Origin of the sequence: Microcoleus sp. S13_C3, assembly GCF_036700905.1 — a bacterium.
In the GTDB taxonomy this organism is placed as follows: domain Bacteria; phylum Cyanobacteriota; class Cyanobacteriia; order Cyanobacteriales; family Microcoleaceae; genus Microcoleus.
Window position 1 is genome coordinate 1 of sequence record NZ_JAUBPT010000125.1, and the last position, 15,882, is coordinate 15,882.

Sequence of the window (15,882 nt, forward strand, 5' to 3'; positions counted from 1 at the left end):
TCATGCACGGTTCTTAGGGGAGGGGAGAGCGGTGACGCTTGAACCTTACCCGACTATCCCCCCTCGACTCAACCAAAAGCCGGCCACTGAAGAAGGGGCTTTAAACCCAAGTTTCTGGTAAGTGTTACCAAAATTTCTGTTTTATAGGATAAAATTCTTTCTTTTACCTTCTATATTCTGCAGAAAAGTTGACGCTACCTCCTAAAAAGTTGTAGCTTTTGATGATAGGCGAGTCAAAGAAGGAGATTGTTCCCCATATTGCTCTACTGCTTCCCCTTTGATGCGCTAGGCGCCCCTAATCGGACGATTTGAGAAAGTGTGGCGTGTTGAAATTGCGAGCCTTTATCAAGTTGCAGGAGGTAAACTCAATTAAGTTCCTACTTTGGGACTGGCAGTTTCAAAAACTGTCCAACTGGAATTGGTGCAAGCCTGTCATGGAAAGAATATTAGTGGTGGACGACGAAGCAGACTGTCAAACAGTCTTAGCAATGTACTTGGAAAGTCAAGGATATCGGGTGGAATGCGCTAATTCAGGGGTTGAGGCGCTCTCGATTTTTGAAAAGGCCCCCCCAGATTTGGTAATTTCAGATGTCATGATGCCGGAAATGGACGGGTTTGAGTTTTGTCGCCGTTTGCGAACTACCCGTTTGGGACAGTTAGTCCCCTTTATATTTTTGTCGGGTCAAGGCGAGTTGGAGTCAAAAGTTGAAGGTCATTCGATCGGCGGTGACGATTATCTGGTAAAACCTTTTCAGTCTGAAGAAATTTTAGCTAAGGTAAAAGCGCAGTTAGAGCGCTCTCACCGGATTCACGCCGAAATTGTCCGACTGCTTCAAACTTCTAGCGGTAGGGCGGTGGAACCACCATTGGTGGCAGTATTGCCAGCACCTGCACCTTTGCCTTTAACACCAGCCGAGGAAAGAGTTTTTTGGGAAGTGATCCAGGGTTATACTAACAAACAAATTAGCGATCGGCTGTTTATTAGCCCCCGGACTGTGCAAGCTCATTTAGGCAGCATTTTCAGCAAATTACAGTTAGATAATCGTGCCCAGCTTGTGAGATTTGCCCTAGAAAGAGGATACAAACCACCTCAAACTTAGCTCGGATCTCAACTTAGGGTGCGCCAGCCAGGGGATTTTAGATTTTAGATTTTAGATTTTAGATTTACTCCACAGATGAATCTGGGAACTAGAGTCTAAAATTTTTCTTCCAAATTCAAAACACAATAAGGAAAATTAGTGCTCACGCAAACCCCCGGCCCCAAATTCGTACCTCGCAAGTTGGCACGTTCCAAATCAGCCTGCCGCACATTATTCGCCGCATCAATATTTGTCCCGGCCAATTGAGCGCGAGGAAGCCTAGTATTTGACAAAATAGCATTCTGCAAATTAGTATCCCGCACATCCGCGAAAGACATATCCGCTCCGCTTAAATTCGCACGATTCAAATTAACTCTAAACAGCAGCGAACGTCTCAAATCGGCATTCGACAAATTAGCTTGCAACAGATAAGCTTCCCCCAGATTCGCATTAAAAAGTTTAGCACCGCGCAAATCCGCACTCGTCAGATTCGCTCTCCCCAAAAAAGCATTAGACAAATCCGCGTTTCGCAGATTAGCACCATTCAATTCAGCCCCGTACATCTCGGCATTAACCAAGTTAGCATTGGCCAAATTAGCATCACTTAAATCCGCTTCCAACAAATTAGCTTCATAGAGATTTGCTCCGCTTAAATCGGCTCCTCTTAAATTAGCTCTGTACAAGCTAGCCTTGAACAAATCAGCATTTCTCAAGTCACAGCCTTCGCACTCTTTAGTTTCCAGCAATTGCCTAACATGATCTGGATTTTGAGCCTTAACCGGAACTGCCAGCCCAAACAAAGCTAAACTTGCCGTTACAGTTGCCAAGAGTTTAAGTTTCACAAACAAACCTCACTGCTACTTCAAACAAATTATACTAGCAAACTATAGACTTGAAACCCATATCCTTCTCTCTTTCCTCTTGCTCTGCGTTCTCTGCGCCCTCTGCGGTAAATATTCAAAAAAATGATTCGCAGCCAAGGATATAGACCCGCTTCCAGCAAGGCGGGCTTTGCCCGCCCTACTTAACTTAATTAAGCTTCATCTAAAGCAGCAACACCAGGCAATTCCTTACCTTCGAGCAGCTCCAAACTAGCACCACCACCAGTAGAAATGTGGCTCATTTGTTCACCTAAATTCAACTGTTCAACAGCCGCCACCGAGTCACCACCACCGATAATTGTGGTAGTACCAGTTTGAGTAAGTCCAGCCAAAGACCGAGCAATACCTTCAGTTCCTACAGCAAACTTCTCCATCTCAAACACGCCCATCGGCCCGTTCCAGATTACCGTTTTGCAATCGGCCAAAGCATCTTGGAAAGTTTTTACTGAATCCGGGCCGATATCCAAACCCATCCAACCGTCGGGGATGCTTTCTACAGGAACAGTTTGAGTGTTAGCCGCCGCATCAAACTTGTCAGCAACTACCACATCAGTAGGTAACAGAAAAGTAACTCCCCGTTCCTTCGCCTTAGCTTCCAAAGACTTAGCCAATTCCAGCTTGTCCTCTTCCACCAAAGACTTGCCCACGTTCAAGCCGCGAGCTTTGTAGAAGGTGAAAACCATGCCACCGCCCAACAGCAATTTGTCGCACTTTTCGAGCAGTTTTTCAATGACTCCAATCTTGCTGGAAACCTTAGAACCGCCGATTATAGCAGCTAAAGGACGCTGGGGATTGTCGATCGCACTGCCGAGATATTGCAGTTCCTTCTCCATCAAAAACCCAGCCACAGAAGGACTCAGATACTTAGTAACGCCCTCAGTAGAAGCGTGAGCCCGGTGAGCAGTACCAAAAGCATCATTGACATACAAATCGGCCACAGAAGCTAACTTCTTAGCAAATTCTGGGTCGTTTGCCTCCTCCTCTGGGTAGAAGCGGACATTTTCCAGCAACAGCACATCGCCATCTTGCATCGCGGCGACTGTAGCAGCGACTTCATCACCGATGCAGTCGTCAGTCTTTTTGACCTCTTTGCCCAACAATTCCGACAGGCGCACAGCAACCGGCGTCAAGCGCAACTTCTCCGTCACACCCTTGGGACGGCCGAAGTGGCTGCACAAAATCACCTTAGCGCCCTTGGACGCTAAATCTTGAATTGTCGGCAGAGCCGCCCGGATGCGAGTATCATCGGTGATATTGCCGTTGTCGAGCGGCACGTTAAAGTCCGCCCGCACCAATACCCGTTTGCCCGATAAGTCCGATGCCGATAAATTTGCTACAGTTTTTTTTGTCACAGGATTAACCTCCTAATATGTGTGTTTTTGTCGAATTCCGTTGAAATGGCGGCACTGGTAACTTGCACCCCGGCCTCGGACGCATTCAACCGCGCCCGTACAAAAAACGGAAGATGGAACAAACGGCACTGATTGGCTTAACCTAAACATTTTATCGGAGTCCGTGTCCCGGAGATGTGCAGTATGTTCAAGACAGTCTTATTTCCTGTAGATCAAAGCCGAGAAGCCCGCGAAGCTGCCGAAAAGGTGGTCAATATCGTAAAAACCTACGGTGCTCGCTTAGTTATTCTCTCGGTAGTCGAGCCCCCAGCCGAGGAGGCCGACGCCCCCGCGCGCGAGGTGATGACTTCCCCCGAAGCAGTCGCCAAACTTCTTTCTGAGGCCCAATCGATGTTTTCCCAGCAGGGAATTGAAGCTGAAATCATCGAACGGGAAGGCAAACCTGCTTTCACGATTTGCGATGTGGCGGACGAAATTGGGGCCGATTTGATTGTGATGGGCTGTCGGGGGATGGGTTTAACCGATGATGGGGCGTCTGACAGCGTTACCAGTCGGGTAATCAATCTGTCTCCTTGTGCAGTTTTGATTGTGCCTTAGTCAGTTGTCAGTTGACAGTTGACTGTTGGCAGTTGACGGTTGGCAGTTGACTGTTGGCAGTTGACGGTTGGCAGTTGACTGTTGACAGTTGACTGTTGACCGTTGGCAGTTGTCATTAAATCACTGACTATTAACAACTGACAACTGACCACTAACAACTAACAACTAACCCATAACAACTAACCCATAACAACTAACCCATAACAACTAACCAATAACAATAGTCAATAGTCAATAGTCAACAGTCAACAGTCAACAGTCAACAGTCAACAGTCAACAGTCAACTAACTAATGAAAATTCACTGGTATCCCGGTCACATTGCCAAAGCTGAACGGGCATTAAAAGAACAGCTAAAGCGGGTAGATGTGGTGCTCGAAGTCCGAGATGCCCGCATTCCATTGGCTACTTACCACCCCCAAATGCCGAGTTGGGTGGGCGGCAAGCCGCGAGTCTTGGTCATCAACCGCATGGATATGATTACGCCTCGATCGCGCGAGGCGTGGGAAACATGGTTTGAGGCCCAGGGGGAAACTGCGTATTTTACTAATGCCGAGCACGGTCACGGAGTAGACGCTGTGGCGGATGCCGTGCAGAATGCTGGGGTGCAGCTAAATAAAAGAAGGTTCGATCGAGGTATGCTGCCCCGTCCAGTCCGGGCAGTGGTAATGGGATTTCCCAATGTGGGAAAATCTGCTTTAATTAATCGGCTGTTAGGGCGGAGAGTGGTAGACAGTGCCCGCAGAGCTGGAGTAACTAAATCGCTCCGATGGATTCGCATTTCCGACGAAATTGAATTATTAGACGCCCCCGGAGTGATCCCCACCCGAATTAACAATCAAGAAAATGCCATAAAATTAGCTATTTGCGAAGATATTGGCGAAGCAGCTTACGACAATCAGGTAGTAGCAGCAGCTATGGTAGATTTGCTCCAAGGGCTGGAGGCGGCTGATGACACGTTGATATCACTATCTGGTTTCAAATCCAGGTATAAATTAGATGCAGCCTCTAGTAATGGTGAAGATTATCTGCACGAGGTAGCAAAAGACAGGTATAAAGGAGATGTCGAACGAACGGCGCGGCAGATGTTAAACGATTTTAGAACTGGTGTTTTAGGTCAACTTACTTTGGAGTTGCCGCCGGCTTGAGCAGACTCGTAACCTACAACTAATCAGAAAGGGTATTAAATAGAGAGTTGTTGACGCTGATAATGTGAACTTCGTCTCCTATGTGTAATGTCTTTTCTGGTGCTTGAGGTGCGAGTCGCGTGTTAACTATCAGCCGACTAAAGTGATTTAAATGCCCTTTTTTTACCAAGTCAGGCATGATTTCCTTCTGCTTGGCTGTTAGTATATTTTTTAAATTTAGATCGCTTGCTTGCGTCGCATAATTTCGCGTAGATAGGATACATGGCTGACCGGGATTAATAGTTTCAAATATTGCAGTCCCTATTTTCAACCTAACAATTTCATCGGCTTGTGGTAAAAGTTTATCTTCCCAAAAAGCCGGGACATCTCCTATTTCAATATTAGCTCGCAAGCGCTGGCGCATCTCGTTAACGCAAACTCTCGGAAACCAAGATGCAACTTCGGCAATTGTTTCGGTACTGATAATGCTTGGCCCTGGTGCAGCGGTATTGTCTGGAAAGCCTGTCAGCAAGTTTTCAATTAATTTGACAGGGAAACCGAAGTAGTTGCTCAACCAACATTCTATTCCCAAGCGTTCTCTATCTACATGAAAAAATATTTCTTGTTCGGTGCCTTGAATTTTCAGGCCGGCAATTCTCTTTTTGATGTCAAAGGATAAGCGTAGAAAACGGACTCCACTGTTGTGCTTAGTGTTAACCAATTCTCCTGCTGCATCGCAGATTGCAAAAGAGCGATCGCCTTCTAGAGCTCCGCTGGCTAGAATAGTTGCTTGACTGACTGCTATGCCGTCAAGGGACTTGACCGGATAGATATGAATGCTGGCGACGTAGGACATTTCGAGCCATTGATAAAAAATAGTCGTTTTAGATACATTCTAGCATCCCCTGCAGGTAGAAGGATGACGGCAGTTGACTTTACTAAATAAAATATGAATGAAAGAAAAATGGGTTACTTTTTTGAAGTTTACATTGTGCCGGAGCAGCTTGCAAAGAAAAATCCAAGAAGTCTGGCTGAGCTTGTGGTATATCTTAGGGTATAAATAGAAAAAATTGAACCTAGTTACAAACAATGAATGAAAGCGGAAGTAGAAGCATGATTTCGCGACGCAATTTAATGTTGAGGGCTGGTGCAGGGATGCTGGCGGCAAGCTTGGCACCTGCGTTTTTACAAGCCGAAGCAGCAAAGGCAGAGGCAATCTCTGGCATTACTCCCGACGGTGCTCTCAAGAAATTGATGGCGGGGAATCAACGCTACATTCAGCAAAAACGGACATTTCCCGACCAAGCTCGATCGCGAGTTGTAGAAGTAGCAAAGGGTCAACATCCGTTTGCAACCATCCTGGCTTGTTCTGACTCGCGCGTTACTCCCGAAATTATTTTCGACCAAGGATTGGGGGATTTATTTGATATCCGAGTAGCTGGCAATTTTCTAGACGATGTGGTTCTCGGTAATATAGAATATGCCGCCTTAGAATTAGGCGTGCCACTATTAGTAATTCTGGGCCACGAACGCTGCGGTGCTGTCAAAGCAGCTTTAGATGGCAAAGCTGTTCCGGGTCACATTAGCACTTTGGTGGCGGCGATTAAACCTGCAGTTGATTCGACCAAAGGTCAAAAAGGCGATGCCTGGGATAACGCAGTCAGAGCTAATGTGAAAATGAATGTAAATAAGTTACAATCCTCCTCGCCTATTTTAGCTAAAGCAGTGAAAGCGGGCAAGCTTAAAGTTGTTGGGGGCCGCTACGATTTGGATAGCGGCAAAGTAGAGATAATTGCTTGATTTTATTTCTTACATCTTATATCTTGCACAACTGTCAATAAAAAACTTGAGCGCGGGGTGCGGGCGGGTTTTTTAGTCTTTGGGTATCCTTTAAAGCTATTGGTGAACCCGCCCCTACAGGTTTTTGACGGAGGGTGCAAGATGTCAGTTACATTAAACCCATTTCTTGCAGTCCCCGGCGCAGGCGTTCTGCTTCAAAAGGGCGGCGCTGTTCGTGAAGGGCGATCGCTCTTTTGAATTCTGCTAAACTCTCTGGCATTTTGCCAATTTTTAGCAAGGCTACTGCCAAGTTTTGATGAGCTTCCGCGTGTTCGGGATCGATTTTAATCGCTTGTCGGTAATAGGCGATCGCATCTGCTAAATTTCCGGCTGCCTTCAGCGTCAGTCCCAAATTGTAGTGACCTACTCCAAAATTAGGGTCAATTTTTAAAGCTGCTTTGTAAGCTTGTTCAGCAGATTTCAAATCTCCTTCATCTTTGAGCAAATTGCCCAAATTATTGTAAGCGCCCAACTTGAGCGCCGGGATCACATCTGTATTAATTGCCGCTTGATAGTGTTCTTTTGCTTTAACAAATTGCTGCTGCTGGCGATAAGCAATTCCCAAATGATAGTTGAGTTCGTAAAGAATAGAATCATTAATGGCCTCCGCAGTCAAGCCTTTGGTTAATAAATTAATTCCTCGCCCAATTTGCCCGGTTTCTACATACAAAGCGCCTAATTTGCTACAAGCATAAGCATCGTTTGGATAATAAGCGATATAGCGTTCCATTGCTGCTTGAGCTTTTTGGAATTTACCTTTTGCGGCGATCGCATCTTTTTGATAACCAGAGTGCCAAATCGCCACATCGGGGAGAGAAGCTATTGTCCATTTTGGTTCCCTCTGCAAAATCTCAGCCACGCTGTCGTCTACCATTGCGTGGTAAGGGCGAGAAAAGCGGATATCGAGGCGATTGCGAAACAAGCGCGACACTAGGGAATAGGGAGATTGAGAAGCACCGATTTCTTGACGGATGAGATTGATTAGGAGCAGCCGATCGCTCGCAATTGCCTGCTTAATTTGAGGTACAATCTCCGGTACCAAAACCTCATCGGCATCCAACACCAAAATCCAGTCGCCCTGGGCGTGCTTCAGACACTCATTGCGCGCCGCTGCGAAGTCGTCGCACCATTCAAAGTCATAAACCCTCGCCCCGGATTCTCTGGCAATTTCACGGGTGCGATCGCCCGATCCCGTATCCACCACCACCATTTCGTCAACAACACCCTTAACGCTGTCCAAAGTCCGCGACAGTGTTGCCTCTTCATTCTTCACAATCATGCACAGAGTCAGATTCATCGGGCGCAAACTTTCCTCATTTCACAGAAATATTGTAATTTTTTAACCACCAAAACACAAAAAGTCCCAGAAAAGATTCTCCTATTTCCCTATGGCTTTGAGCATAAGTACCTTTCTTCCCTAGAAAAAGTGGCTTAACTCTTTTGAGATATTAAAAAGCCTCAAACTGGGACGATTCATGAGAAATTCTACCACTTTCGGTTCCTCCCTGCGGTAGAGGTAAAGGCTCGATAGCGGTTGTTATTCTAAGAACATAAGACAAGGGACGAGAAAAGTTTAAGTATTCAGGAGAAAAAGAAATGGGAATTATTGCTTGGATCGTTTTAGGACTGATTGCCGGTGCGATAGCCAAAGCCATTTATCCGGGAACTCAAGGCGGTGGTTTTCTGGCAACAACAGGTTTAGGAATTTTGGGCGCCCTAGTGGGAGGTTTTCTAGGTCAACAGTTGGTGGGGACGAGCGCGGGAGCTTCCTTCGGAGTAATTAGCCTACCCAGTATAGCTTTTGCAGTCGTAGGCGCGATCGTTCTACTTTTCGTCTGGGGATTGTTAACTCAGCGTGCAGCATAATAAATATTGCCAATTCCCCGTCGATCGACTTTTAGGGTATTCATAAACCCGGTTTCTTATAGAAACCGGGTTTTTCAGTTGTTGGTAGGATGCGTCAGCCTACTTTTACCAAATCCGCGTTAAAAACCCCTATCAGACTCAGCGCTGGCAAGGATTCAAGAGCAAAACTTTCGTCCGCACAGAGTGGGACTGAAGAATAAAGGAGTAAAAATCCCGGATTTGGTATCATTAATTAATTAATCAATCCGCAAATTGAAAGGCAAGCGAACATAAACCCCCTGCGGGTCGTTCATCGACTTGATCGCAGCCAATTCATCTTGCATTTTCTTAAATTCGGCCGTTAGCGGATCGAGTTTGGCGGCTGGTTTCAAAACGTGAACGCCGGAAATTTTTTCCAAAATTCGCTCCTCCAAAGTGCGGCGTTTTGGATATTCTTCTAACTTCCAATCGTCGCCCAGTTTAGCTTGCTTCGCTGCCTCTCTGACAGCATCTTCAAGACCGCCAATTTCATCGACTAAACCCAACTCTTTCGCCGCCGTACCAGACCACACCCTGCCTTGAGCAATTTCTTGTACCTTGTTTTTCGGCAGTTTGCGGGAGGTGGCGACTTTAGTAATAAATCGATCGTAAATGCGATCGACTACCCTCTGAATATTCGCCAATTCTTGAGGATTTTTCGGACGGGAAACCGTGCTAGTATCCGCAAACCGGGCGGTTTTTACCACGTCCCAAGTTATGCCGTTGTTAGCAGCCAACTTTTCGGCGTTGAACAGCATTCCAAAAACGCCGATCGAACCGGTAATCGTATTTGGTTCGGCAAAAATGCGGTTGGAACCCATCGAAATCCAATAGCCGCCGGATGCTGCCAAATTGCCCATTGAAACAATAACTGGTTTCTTTTTCCCCGTCAGCATCACTTCGCGCCCAATTACTTCGGCCGCCGTCGCGCTGCCTCCGGGACTGTTGACGCGCAAAACTACTGCTTTTACGTCGTTATCTTCTCGAATTTTCCGCATTTCTTGAGCGATGCGATCGCCTCCTACTTGAGTCGGGCCCCCTTCGCCGTCTACAATCTCTCCTTCAGCGTAAAGTATAGCAATTTGGTTTTTCTTGTTAGCGTGAGTTGAGTTTTTATTCTCAGCAATTTTCGCGTAGTTTTTCAAACTAATTTGCTTGAAAGATTTGTTTTCGCCATCTGTTCCTGTGAGTTTTTTGAGTTCTGTCGATATTTCGTCAAAGTATACAACTTTATCAACTAACTTGCTTTTGAGAGCTTCGTCAGCCATCAAAGTTCCGCCATTATCTGCAAGCGCTTGCAGTTGCGGAACAGTCACTTTGCGGCTCGGAGCGACAGTTTGCAGGTATTCTCCCCACATATCTCCGAGCAACTTTTGAGTTTGCTGGCGATTTTCGGGACTCATTTTTTTGAGCACAAACGGCTCAACGGCTGACTTGTATTTGCCGACGCGAGTCACTTGCACTCCCACGCCGTATTTTTCCAAAGCACCAGTGAAAAACATTGCCTGACTGCTAAAACCGTTGATTTCCAAAGCGCCGTAAGGATTGACTGCAATTGTATTAGCAACGGAACCGAGGTAATAATCTCGCTTGTTCCAGTCCATCTGGTAAGCAAAAATGGGTTTTTTGGCATCTCGGAAACGCTGCAAGGCCGATCGAACTTCTTTGAGATTGGCAAACCCGCTGCTGCTCGAATCCGAGCTGCCTTCGAGATAAATGCCAACGATTTTCGGGTCTTTTTTCGCATATTCGATCGTGTCTAAAACAGTCCGCAGCGTCACTGTATCGCCGGAATCTTCCGAAAGCACTTCTTCAATCGCCGCGCTAGTGCTACGGCTCGGTTTGCTGTCGGTGATATTTAAAGAAAGGTCTAATACCAATACCGACTTATCTTTAACTTGCGGGCCTGAATCTTTAGACGACGATGCCGCCATAGCAATTAGCAGTACCAGTCCGCCCAATCCGATGCTGCCCAGCAGCAACATTCCTAGGAAGGTTCCCAGTAAACTTGCACAGGTATATTTTAGGAAATCTTTCATTAGATAATTGGTAATTAGTTATTAGTCAGTAGTCAGTAGTCAGTAGTCAGTAGTCAGTCAGGGCAAACGCATCTAAATTGCCGGGAGAATAGTAGTAGTGTTTTGAGGAATAGCCACCGCTATCGGCAGTCAAATCTCTTTTCAATAAACTACAGCTATCGATAATAGTCGCAACAAGCACGGTAAAATTCCCGCTTGTTGACATGATGCGTTTGCCCTGAGTAGTCAGTAGCCATTAGTCAGTAGTCATTAGTCATTAGTCATTAGTCAGTAGTCATTAGTTATATAACATCCGGTTAGAACGGAATGATACCGAGTGTGCAAGTGTCCCGCTCGCACTGCACTCGGCAAAATATTATTCCGATGCCACCGGAAACGATTTTATTGGTCATTCCTGCAAGTAGGATGTAGTAATTATCCCCTGTCGTTAGTTATTAGCTAATGACTGTTGACTAATGACTGCTGACTAATGACTGCTGACTAATGACTTTTGACTGCTGACTCACTTTTATCTTAACCTTTCCAAAACCCCAGATTGTTTTAGCTCATCCAAATTACCGCAGCCCGTACAGAACATCACGGTAGCGATTTCTGCAATTAACACCTCAGCTAGAAGGGCTGCGGCTGATTCCGATTCCGCTGCAGCTTGTAGAAACGGCCGCGCCAGTCCCGCAATATCCGCGCCAAGGGCGATAGCCTTCGCTGCATCCAACCCATTCTGCAAGCCCCCAGAGGCAATCAGAGGAACATCCGGCGCTACGGCGCGGGTGCTGACAATGCACTCGGCTGTCGGTATTCCCCAGTCGGCAAAGGTTGCGCCTAACCTGCGCTGCTTGCTATCTTTAGCTCGCTCTCCTTCTATTTTCGCCCAAGAAGTGCCTCCGGCCCCGGCAATGTCGATCGCACCTACCCCGGCGGCGAGCAATTTCTTTGCCATTTTCCCTGAAATACCGTTGCCGACTTCTTTAGCAATAACTGGTACTGGTAATTCATCGCACAATTTGGCAATTTTATCTAGCAGGCCTTTAAAGTTAGTATCGCCTTCGGTTTGAACGCACTCTTGCAACGGATTGAGGTGCAAAATTAGTGCGTCTGCTTCGAGAATATCAACAATTTTTTGGCACTGTTCCAAACCGTAATTGTAGTTTAATTGAACGGCTCCGATATTGGCAAACAGGAGAATATCTGGAGCGCGGCGACGGACGGCAAATGTAGGAGCTAGTTGAGGATTTTCTACAACAATTCGCTGGGAACCGACTCCCATTGCTAGTTTGTATTCTTGAGCGACATCGGCGAGGCGATAATTGATTGTCTGGGCTAATTCTGTGCCGCCGGTCATTGAGGAAATTAGCAGGGGAACGGCTAGTTTTTTGCCGAGAAATGTTGAGGTTAAATCGATTTCGGTGCGATCGAGTTCTGGTAAACAGCAGTGTTCAAAACGGTAGCGTTCTAGGCCGCTGGTAGTTTCGCGAAATTGTACGTCTTCTTCGAGGCAAATCCGCAGGTGGTCTGCTTTGCGGGTTTCGGTTTGCGAGGGGGAGGTTAGCGGCGAGTTCACTGTGGCTATTTGGGGAAAGAGTTGTGATATCATTTCCGGTTACACCGGAATGATGTTGACTGTTGACTGTTGACTGTTGACTGTTGACTGTTGACTGTTGACTGTTGACTGTGAACAGTGAACTCGAATTTACTATTCCGATGCTAACGGATTTGATATGATTTGGGAATATAGCAATTTTATTTCATTTTTGAGATTTTTTTATGAACCGCAGAGAGCGCAGAGGGCGCAGAGGAGAAGAAATGAGAGAGGTTCGCAAATGCTGTAAGGGTTGCTGTATTATCCCGGAACAGTCAGCGGCATTCCGTTATCTGAAGGTTTCAATTTTAGTAAAAAAGGAACTGCTTTTTGTACCCAGGCTTTGACTGACGGGTAATTTGGTGCATCTTCTCCGAAACAAATGTCCAGCATATCTGTGTGAATTATCCCCGGATTCACAGGAACTGCTGCCATACCTGCGGGCAATTCTTGAGCGAGCGATCGGGTAAGTCCTTCTATTGCCCACTTGGAAGCGCAATAGGGCGCGACTTCCGGCGAAGTTGACCTTCCCCAACCAGAACTAAAGTTGACAATTATGCCACTTTTTTGAGCAATCATTGCCGGGACAAAGTGGCGAATTACATTAGCCGTACCTTTAATGTTAACATCAATTACCTGCGAAAATTCTTCGTGGCTGATATTCCAAAGAGGCGCGAGATGATTAGCTACGCCTGCATTATTAATTAACAAATCTGGCGGATCATTTTTTGCTAGCATTTCTGTTGCCCAAGCTTTTACTCGATAGTCGTTGGTGACATCCAAACAAGTAAAATGGTGGGGCGCACTATATTTTTGGTTGAGTTTTTCCACCGCTTCGGAAGAACGGGCGCATCCCAAAACTGTATGTCCCAATTCCATAAACTTTTCGGTCATGGCAAGACCAAGACCGCGACTGACTCCGGTAATTACAATTAATTTTGTCATAAATTTGCTCCAACTTTGACATTAAGTAATACAATACATATTGACTGGTGAATTGACAAATAGATCGCAGGGAGAAAGCATGAAAGTAAAAGCAGCAGTTGCTCGCAGTGCCGGCCAACCTTTGAGCATTGAAACGGTTGACCTGGAAGGGCCGCGCGCTGGAGAGGTGTTGGTGGAAATTAAAGCCACCGGTGTTTGTCACACTGATGCTTACACTCTTTCCGGTGCCGATCCTGAAGGTTTGTTTCCGGCTATCTTAGGACACGAGGGAGCAGGGATTGTCGCAGAAGTGGGGCCGGGAGTAACGAGTGTCAAAGTGGGCGATCGGGTAATTCCTCTCTACATTCCCGAATGCCGCAACTGCGAATATTGTTTGAGCCGCAAAACAAATCTCTGTCAAGCAATTCGCCTGACTCAAGGGCAGGGAGTGATGCCCGACGGCACGAGCAGGTTTTCCATAGACGGGCAGAAACTTTACCATTACATGGGAACTTCTACCTTTGCTAATTATACAGTATTGCCGGAAATTGCAGTAGCAAAAATTCGCGAAGATGCTCCTTTTGATAAAGTTTGTTTAATCGGCTGCGGCGTAACAACTGGCATCGGCGCTGTCATCAATACTGCGAAAGTAGAGCCTGGTTCTAATGTGGTAGTTTTCGGTTTGGGCGGCGTGGGTTTGAATGTAATTCAAGCGGCTCGCATGGTGGGAGCTAACATGATTGTCGGCGTAGACTTGAATCCCGATAAGCGAGAGATGGCGGAAAAATTCGGCATGACTCACTTTGTCAATCCTCGCGAAGTGGAAGGCGATTTAGTGCCTTATTTGGTAGATTTAACCAAAGGTGGAGCTGATTACAGCTTTGAATGTATCGGCAACATTAATGTGATGCGCCAAGCTTTGGAATGCTGCCACAAAGGTTGGGGTGTGAGCGTAATTGTCGGGGTAGCTGGAGCAGGTCAAGAAATTAGCACCCGCCCGTTTCAGCTAGTAACTGGTAGGGTTTGGAAAGGAACGGCTTTTGGCGGTGCAAAAGGCAGAACTGATGTTCCTAAGATTGTTGATTGGTACATGGACGGTAAAATTGATATTGACAGTCTGGTAACTCAGGTAATGCCGATCGACAAAATCAATGAAGCCTTTGATTTAATGCACAAAGGCGAAGTAATTCGTACAGTTTTGACATTTTGAACAAAAATATTTCTCTCTTCTCTCTTCCTCTGCGCCCTCTGCGCCCTCTGCGGTTAAAAAAAATCTAATTCAAAAATGAAATAGAATTAACATGATATCAGAATCCCTAAAACTGCACAAAAAACAGAAAAGTTTCGGTGGCCAACTAGGCCTTTACAGCCATCAATCCTCAACCTGCAACAGCGAAATGAAATTCGCTGTTTATCAGCCGCCGCAAGCTTTATCTCAACCCGTACCAGTTTTGTATTTTCTATCAGGTTTAACCTGCACAGAAGAGAACTTTATGGCAAAAGCGGGGGCGCAACAATTTGCGGCAAAATACGGGTTAATGCTGGTTGCGCCCGACACTAGCCCGCGCAATACTGGCATTTCTGGGGAAGATGAGGATTGGGATTTAGGAAGTGGTGCGGGTTTTTATATTGATGCGACAGCCGCACCTTGGAATGCTCACTATCGGATGTACAGTTATGTGGTTGATGAATTACCGAATTTAATCGCCGAAAATTTTCCAGCGATACCGGAAAAACAGGGAATTTTCGGTCATTCGATGGGCGGACACGGGGCGTTAATTTGCGCGTTGAAAAATGGATATCGCTATCTTTCAGTTTCCGCTTTTGCGCCTATTTCCGCGCCAATGAGCTGCCCTTGGGGACAAAAAGCTTTTGCAAACTACCTCGGCAGCGACAAAGAGATTTGGAGGGCTTGGGATGCTAGCGAATTGGTAGTTGCAGCGCAATACAACCGTCCGATTCTGATTGACTGCGGCACGGCTGATTCGTTTCTTGCTGATGGGCAGTTGTTGCCGGAAGTGTTCGCGGAAGCTTGTGCGAAAGCGGGACAGCCGCTGAATTTAAGAATGCAGGAAGGTTACGATCATAGCTATTATTTTATAGCTACTTTTATGGAGGATCATATGCGCCATCACGCGGCTGTTTTGTGCGGGTAGTTCCTAGCAGGAAGCAGGCAAGATGCCTGCTCCACAACAACTGGCTCTTAGGCTCTGCCTGGGAACCGATATCCAGAGGCTCTGCCTCGCATGGCTGCCATGAAATGTGGAGGCAGAGCCTCCTGATCTGCTTTACCAGGCAGAGCCTGGTAACGAGTACAAGATGCCTGCTCGACAACAACTGGTTCTTAGGCTCTGCCTGGGAACCGATATCCAGAGGCTCTGCCTCGAGTGGCTGCCATGAAATGTGGAGGCCGAGCCTCCTGATCTGCTTTACCAGGCAGAGCCTGGTAACGAGTACACGAGGGAACTCGCTTCTACGACGACAGGTAACGAGTACAAGATGCCTGCTAGACAACAACTGGTTCTTAGGCTCTGCCTGGGAACCGATATCCAGAGGCTCTGCCTCGAGTGGCTGCCATGAAATGTG

Annotated in this window: 15 protein-coding genes; 7 read left to right on the forward strand and 8 right to left on the reverse strand. The window is 46.6% G+C overall.

Annotation, left to right across the window (positions count from 1 at the left end):
* The first annotated feature begins 323 nt into the window (after positions 1 to 323).
* On the forward strand, positions 324 to 1,100 hold the full coding sequence (locus tag QUA16_RS26700) for a response regulator (RefSeq protein WP_445252205.1): 777 nt from the start codon (positions 324 to 326) through the stop codon (positions 1,098 to 1,100).
* 95 nt (positions 1,101 to 1,195) lie between these two features.
* Here QUA16_RS26700 and QUA16_RS26705 read toward each other — a convergent pair whose 3' ends face one another.
* Together QUA16_RS26705 and QUA16_RS26710 are read right to left on the reverse strand one after the other, a co-directional pair.
* Positions 1,196 to 1,921 (reverse strand): pentapeptide repeat-containing protein, encoded by a 726-nt coding sequence (locus QUA16_RS26705; protein ID WP_333107284.1) that lies wholly within the window; start codon positions 1,919 to 1,921, stop codon positions 1,196 to 1,198.
* A 191-nt stretch (positions 1,922 to 2,112) separates the two neighbouring features.
* Positions 2,113 to 3,312, reverse strand: coding sequence for a phosphoglycerate kinase (locus tag QUA16_RS26710; protein ID WP_333107286.1), 1,200 nt, complete (start codon positions 3,310 to 3,312; stop codon positions 2,113 to 2,115).
* A 183-nt stretch (positions 3,313 to 3,495) separates the two neighbouring features.
* Between QUA16_RS26710 and QUA16_RS26715 the strand changes: the two genes are divergently transcribed.
* Positions 3,496 to 3,909, forward strand: a complete 414-nt coding sequence (locus QUA16_RS26715; RefSeq protein WP_333107288.1) for a universal stress protein — start codon at positions 3,496 to 3,498, stop codon at positions 3,907 to 3,909.
* A 291-nt stretch (positions 3,910 to 4,200) separates the two neighbouring features.
* The gene (gene ylqF / locus QUA16_RS26720; RefSeq protein ID WP_333107290.1) at positions 4,201 to 5,055 is read left to right on the forward strand and encodes a ribosome biogenesis GTPase YlqF; all 855 of its coding nucleotides are present in this window, start codon (positions 4,201 to 4,203) and stop codon (positions 5,053 to 5,055) included.
* 19 nt (positions 5,056 to 5,074) lie between these two features.
* Here ylqF and QUA16_RS26725 read toward each other — a convergent pair whose 3' ends face one another.
* Complete coding sequence (locus tag QUA16_RS26725) at positions 5,075 to 5,890, reverse strand: MOSC N-terminal beta barrel domain-containing protein (protein ID WP_333107291.1); 816 nt, start codon at positions 5,888 to 5,890, stop codon at positions 5,075 to 5,077.
* Positions 5,891 to 6,123: 233 nt separating this feature from the next.
* Between QUA16_RS26725 and QUA16_RS26730 the strand changes: the two genes are divergently transcribed.
* The gene (locus QUA16_RS26730) at positions 6,124 to 6,834 is read left to right on the forward strand and encodes a carbonic anhydrase (RefSeq protein ID WP_445252204.1); all 711 of its coding nucleotides are present in this window, start codon (positions 6,124 to 6,126) and stop codon (positions 6,832 to 6,834) included.
* Between the two features lie 148 nt (positions 6,835 to 6,982).
* Here QUA16_RS26730 and QUA16_RS26735 read toward each other — a convergent pair whose 3' ends face one another.
* Positions 6,983 to 8,170: a tetratricopeptide repeat protein gene (locus QUA16_RS26735; protein ID WP_333107293.1), complete on the reverse strand. Its 1,188-nt coding sequence runs from the start codon at positions 8,168 to 8,170 to the stop codon at positions 6,983 to 6,985.
* A gap of 299 nt (positions 8,171 to 8,469) precedes the next feature.
* On the opposite strand from QUA16_RS26735, the gene QUA16_RS26740 reads away from it, so the two are divergent.
* Positions 8,470 to 8,739 (forward strand): GlsB/YeaQ/YmgE family stress response membrane protein, encoded by a 270-nt coding sequence (locus QUA16_RS26740; protein ID WP_333107295.1) that lies wholly within the window; start codon positions 8,470 to 8,472, stop codon positions 8,737 to 8,739.
* Between the two features lie 236 nt (positions 8,740 to 8,975).
* On the opposite strand, the gene sppA is transcribed toward QUA16_RS26740, so the two are convergent.
* The 4 genes from sppA to QUA16_RS26760 all read right to left on the reverse strand — a co-directional run bounded on the left by sppA (position 8,976) and on the right by QUA16_RS26760 (position 13,317).
* Entirely contained in the window at positions 8,976 to 10,796 is a 1,821-nt protein-coding gene (sppA, locus tag QUA16_RS26745; protein WP_333107297.1) for a signal peptide peptidase SppA, read from the reverse strand.
* 46 nt (positions 10,797 to 10,842) lie between these two features.
* Entirely contained in the window at positions 10,843 to 11,001 is a 159-nt protein-coding gene (locus tag QUA16_RS26750) for a hypothetical protein (RefSeq protein ID WP_333107298.1), read from the reverse strand.
* A gap of 303 nt (positions 11,002 to 11,304) precedes the next feature.
* Entirely contained in the window at positions 11,305 to 12,387 is a 1,083-nt protein-coding gene (fni, locus tag QUA16_RS26755; RefSeq protein WP_333107300.1) for a type 2 isopentenyl-diphosphate Delta-isomerase, read from the reverse strand.
* A gap of 246 nt (positions 12,388 to 12,633) precedes the next feature.
* The gene (locus tag QUA16_RS26760) at positions 12,634 to 13,317 is read right to left on the reverse strand and encodes an SDR family NAD(P)-dependent oxidoreductase (protein WP_333107302.1); all 684 of its coding nucleotides are present in this window, start codon (positions 13,315 to 13,317) and stop codon (positions 12,634 to 12,636) included.
* Positions 13,318 to 13,396: 79 nt separating this feature from the next.
* On the opposite strand from QUA16_RS26760, the gene QUA16_RS26765 reads away from it, so the two are divergent.
* The gene (locus QUA16_RS26765; RefSeq protein WP_333107304.1) at positions 13,397 to 14,506 is read left to right on the forward strand and encodes an S-(hydroxymethyl)glutathione dehydrogenase/class III alcohol dehydrogenase; all 1,110 of its coding nucleotides are present in this window, start codon (positions 13,397 to 13,399) and stop codon (positions 14,504 to 14,506) included.
* 91 nt (positions 14,507 to 14,597) lie between these two features.
* Complete coding sequence (gene fghA, locus QUA16_RS26770; protein ID WP_333107305.1) at positions 14,598 to 15,452, forward strand: S-formylglutathione hydrolase; 855 nt, start codon at positions 14,598 to 14,600, stop codon at positions 15,450 to 15,452.
* The last annotated feature ends 430 nt before the right edge of the window (positions 15,453 to 15,882 follow it).

Coding starts and splice junctions, on each gene's coding strand:
- QUA16_RS26715 (WP_333107288.1), top strand. CDS start 3,496: ATGTTCAAGACAGTCTTATTTCCTGTAGATCAAAGCCGAGAAGCCCGC.
- ylqF (WP_333107290.1), top strand. CDS start 4,201: ATGAAAATTCACTGGTATCCCGGTCACATTGCCAAAGCTGAACGGGCA.
- QUA16_RS26725 (WP_333107291.1), bottom strand. CDS start 5,890: ATGTCCTACGTCGCCAGCATTCATATCTATCCGGTCAAGTCCCTTGAC.
- QUA16_RS26730 (WP_445252204.1), top strand. CDS start 6,124: ATGAATGAAAGCGGAAGTAGAAGCATGATTTCGCGACGCAATTTAATG.
- QUA16_RS26735 (WP_333107293.1), bottom strand. CDS start 8,170: ATGAATCTGACTCTGTGCATGATTGTGAAGAATGAAGAGGCAACACTG.
- QUA16_RS26740 (WP_333107295.1), top strand. CDS start 8,470: ATGGGAATTATTGCTTGGATCGTTTTAGGACTGATTGCCGGTGCGATA.
- sppA (WP_333107297.1), bottom strand. CDS start 10,796: ATGAAAGATTTCCTAAAATATACCTGTGCAAGTTTACTGGGAACCTTC.
- QUA16_RS26750 (WP_333107298.1), bottom strand. CDS start 11,001: ATGTCAACAAGCGGGAATTTTACCGTGCTTGTTGCGACTATTATCGAT.
- fni (WP_333107300.1), bottom strand. CDS start 12,387: ATGATATCACAACTCTTTCCCCAAATAGCCACAGTGAACTCGCCGCTA.
- QUA16_RS26760 (WP_333107302.1), bottom strand. CDS start 13,317: ATGACAAAATTAATTGTAATTACCGGAGTCAGTCGCGGTCTTGGTCTT.
- QUA16_RS26765 (WP_333107304.1), top strand. CDS start 13,397: ATGAAAGTAAAAGCAGCAGTTGCTCGCAGTGCCGGCCAACCTTTGAGC.
- fghA (WP_333107305.1), top strand. CDS start 14,598: ATGATATCAGAATCCCTAAAACTGCACAAAAAACAGAAAAGTTTCGGT.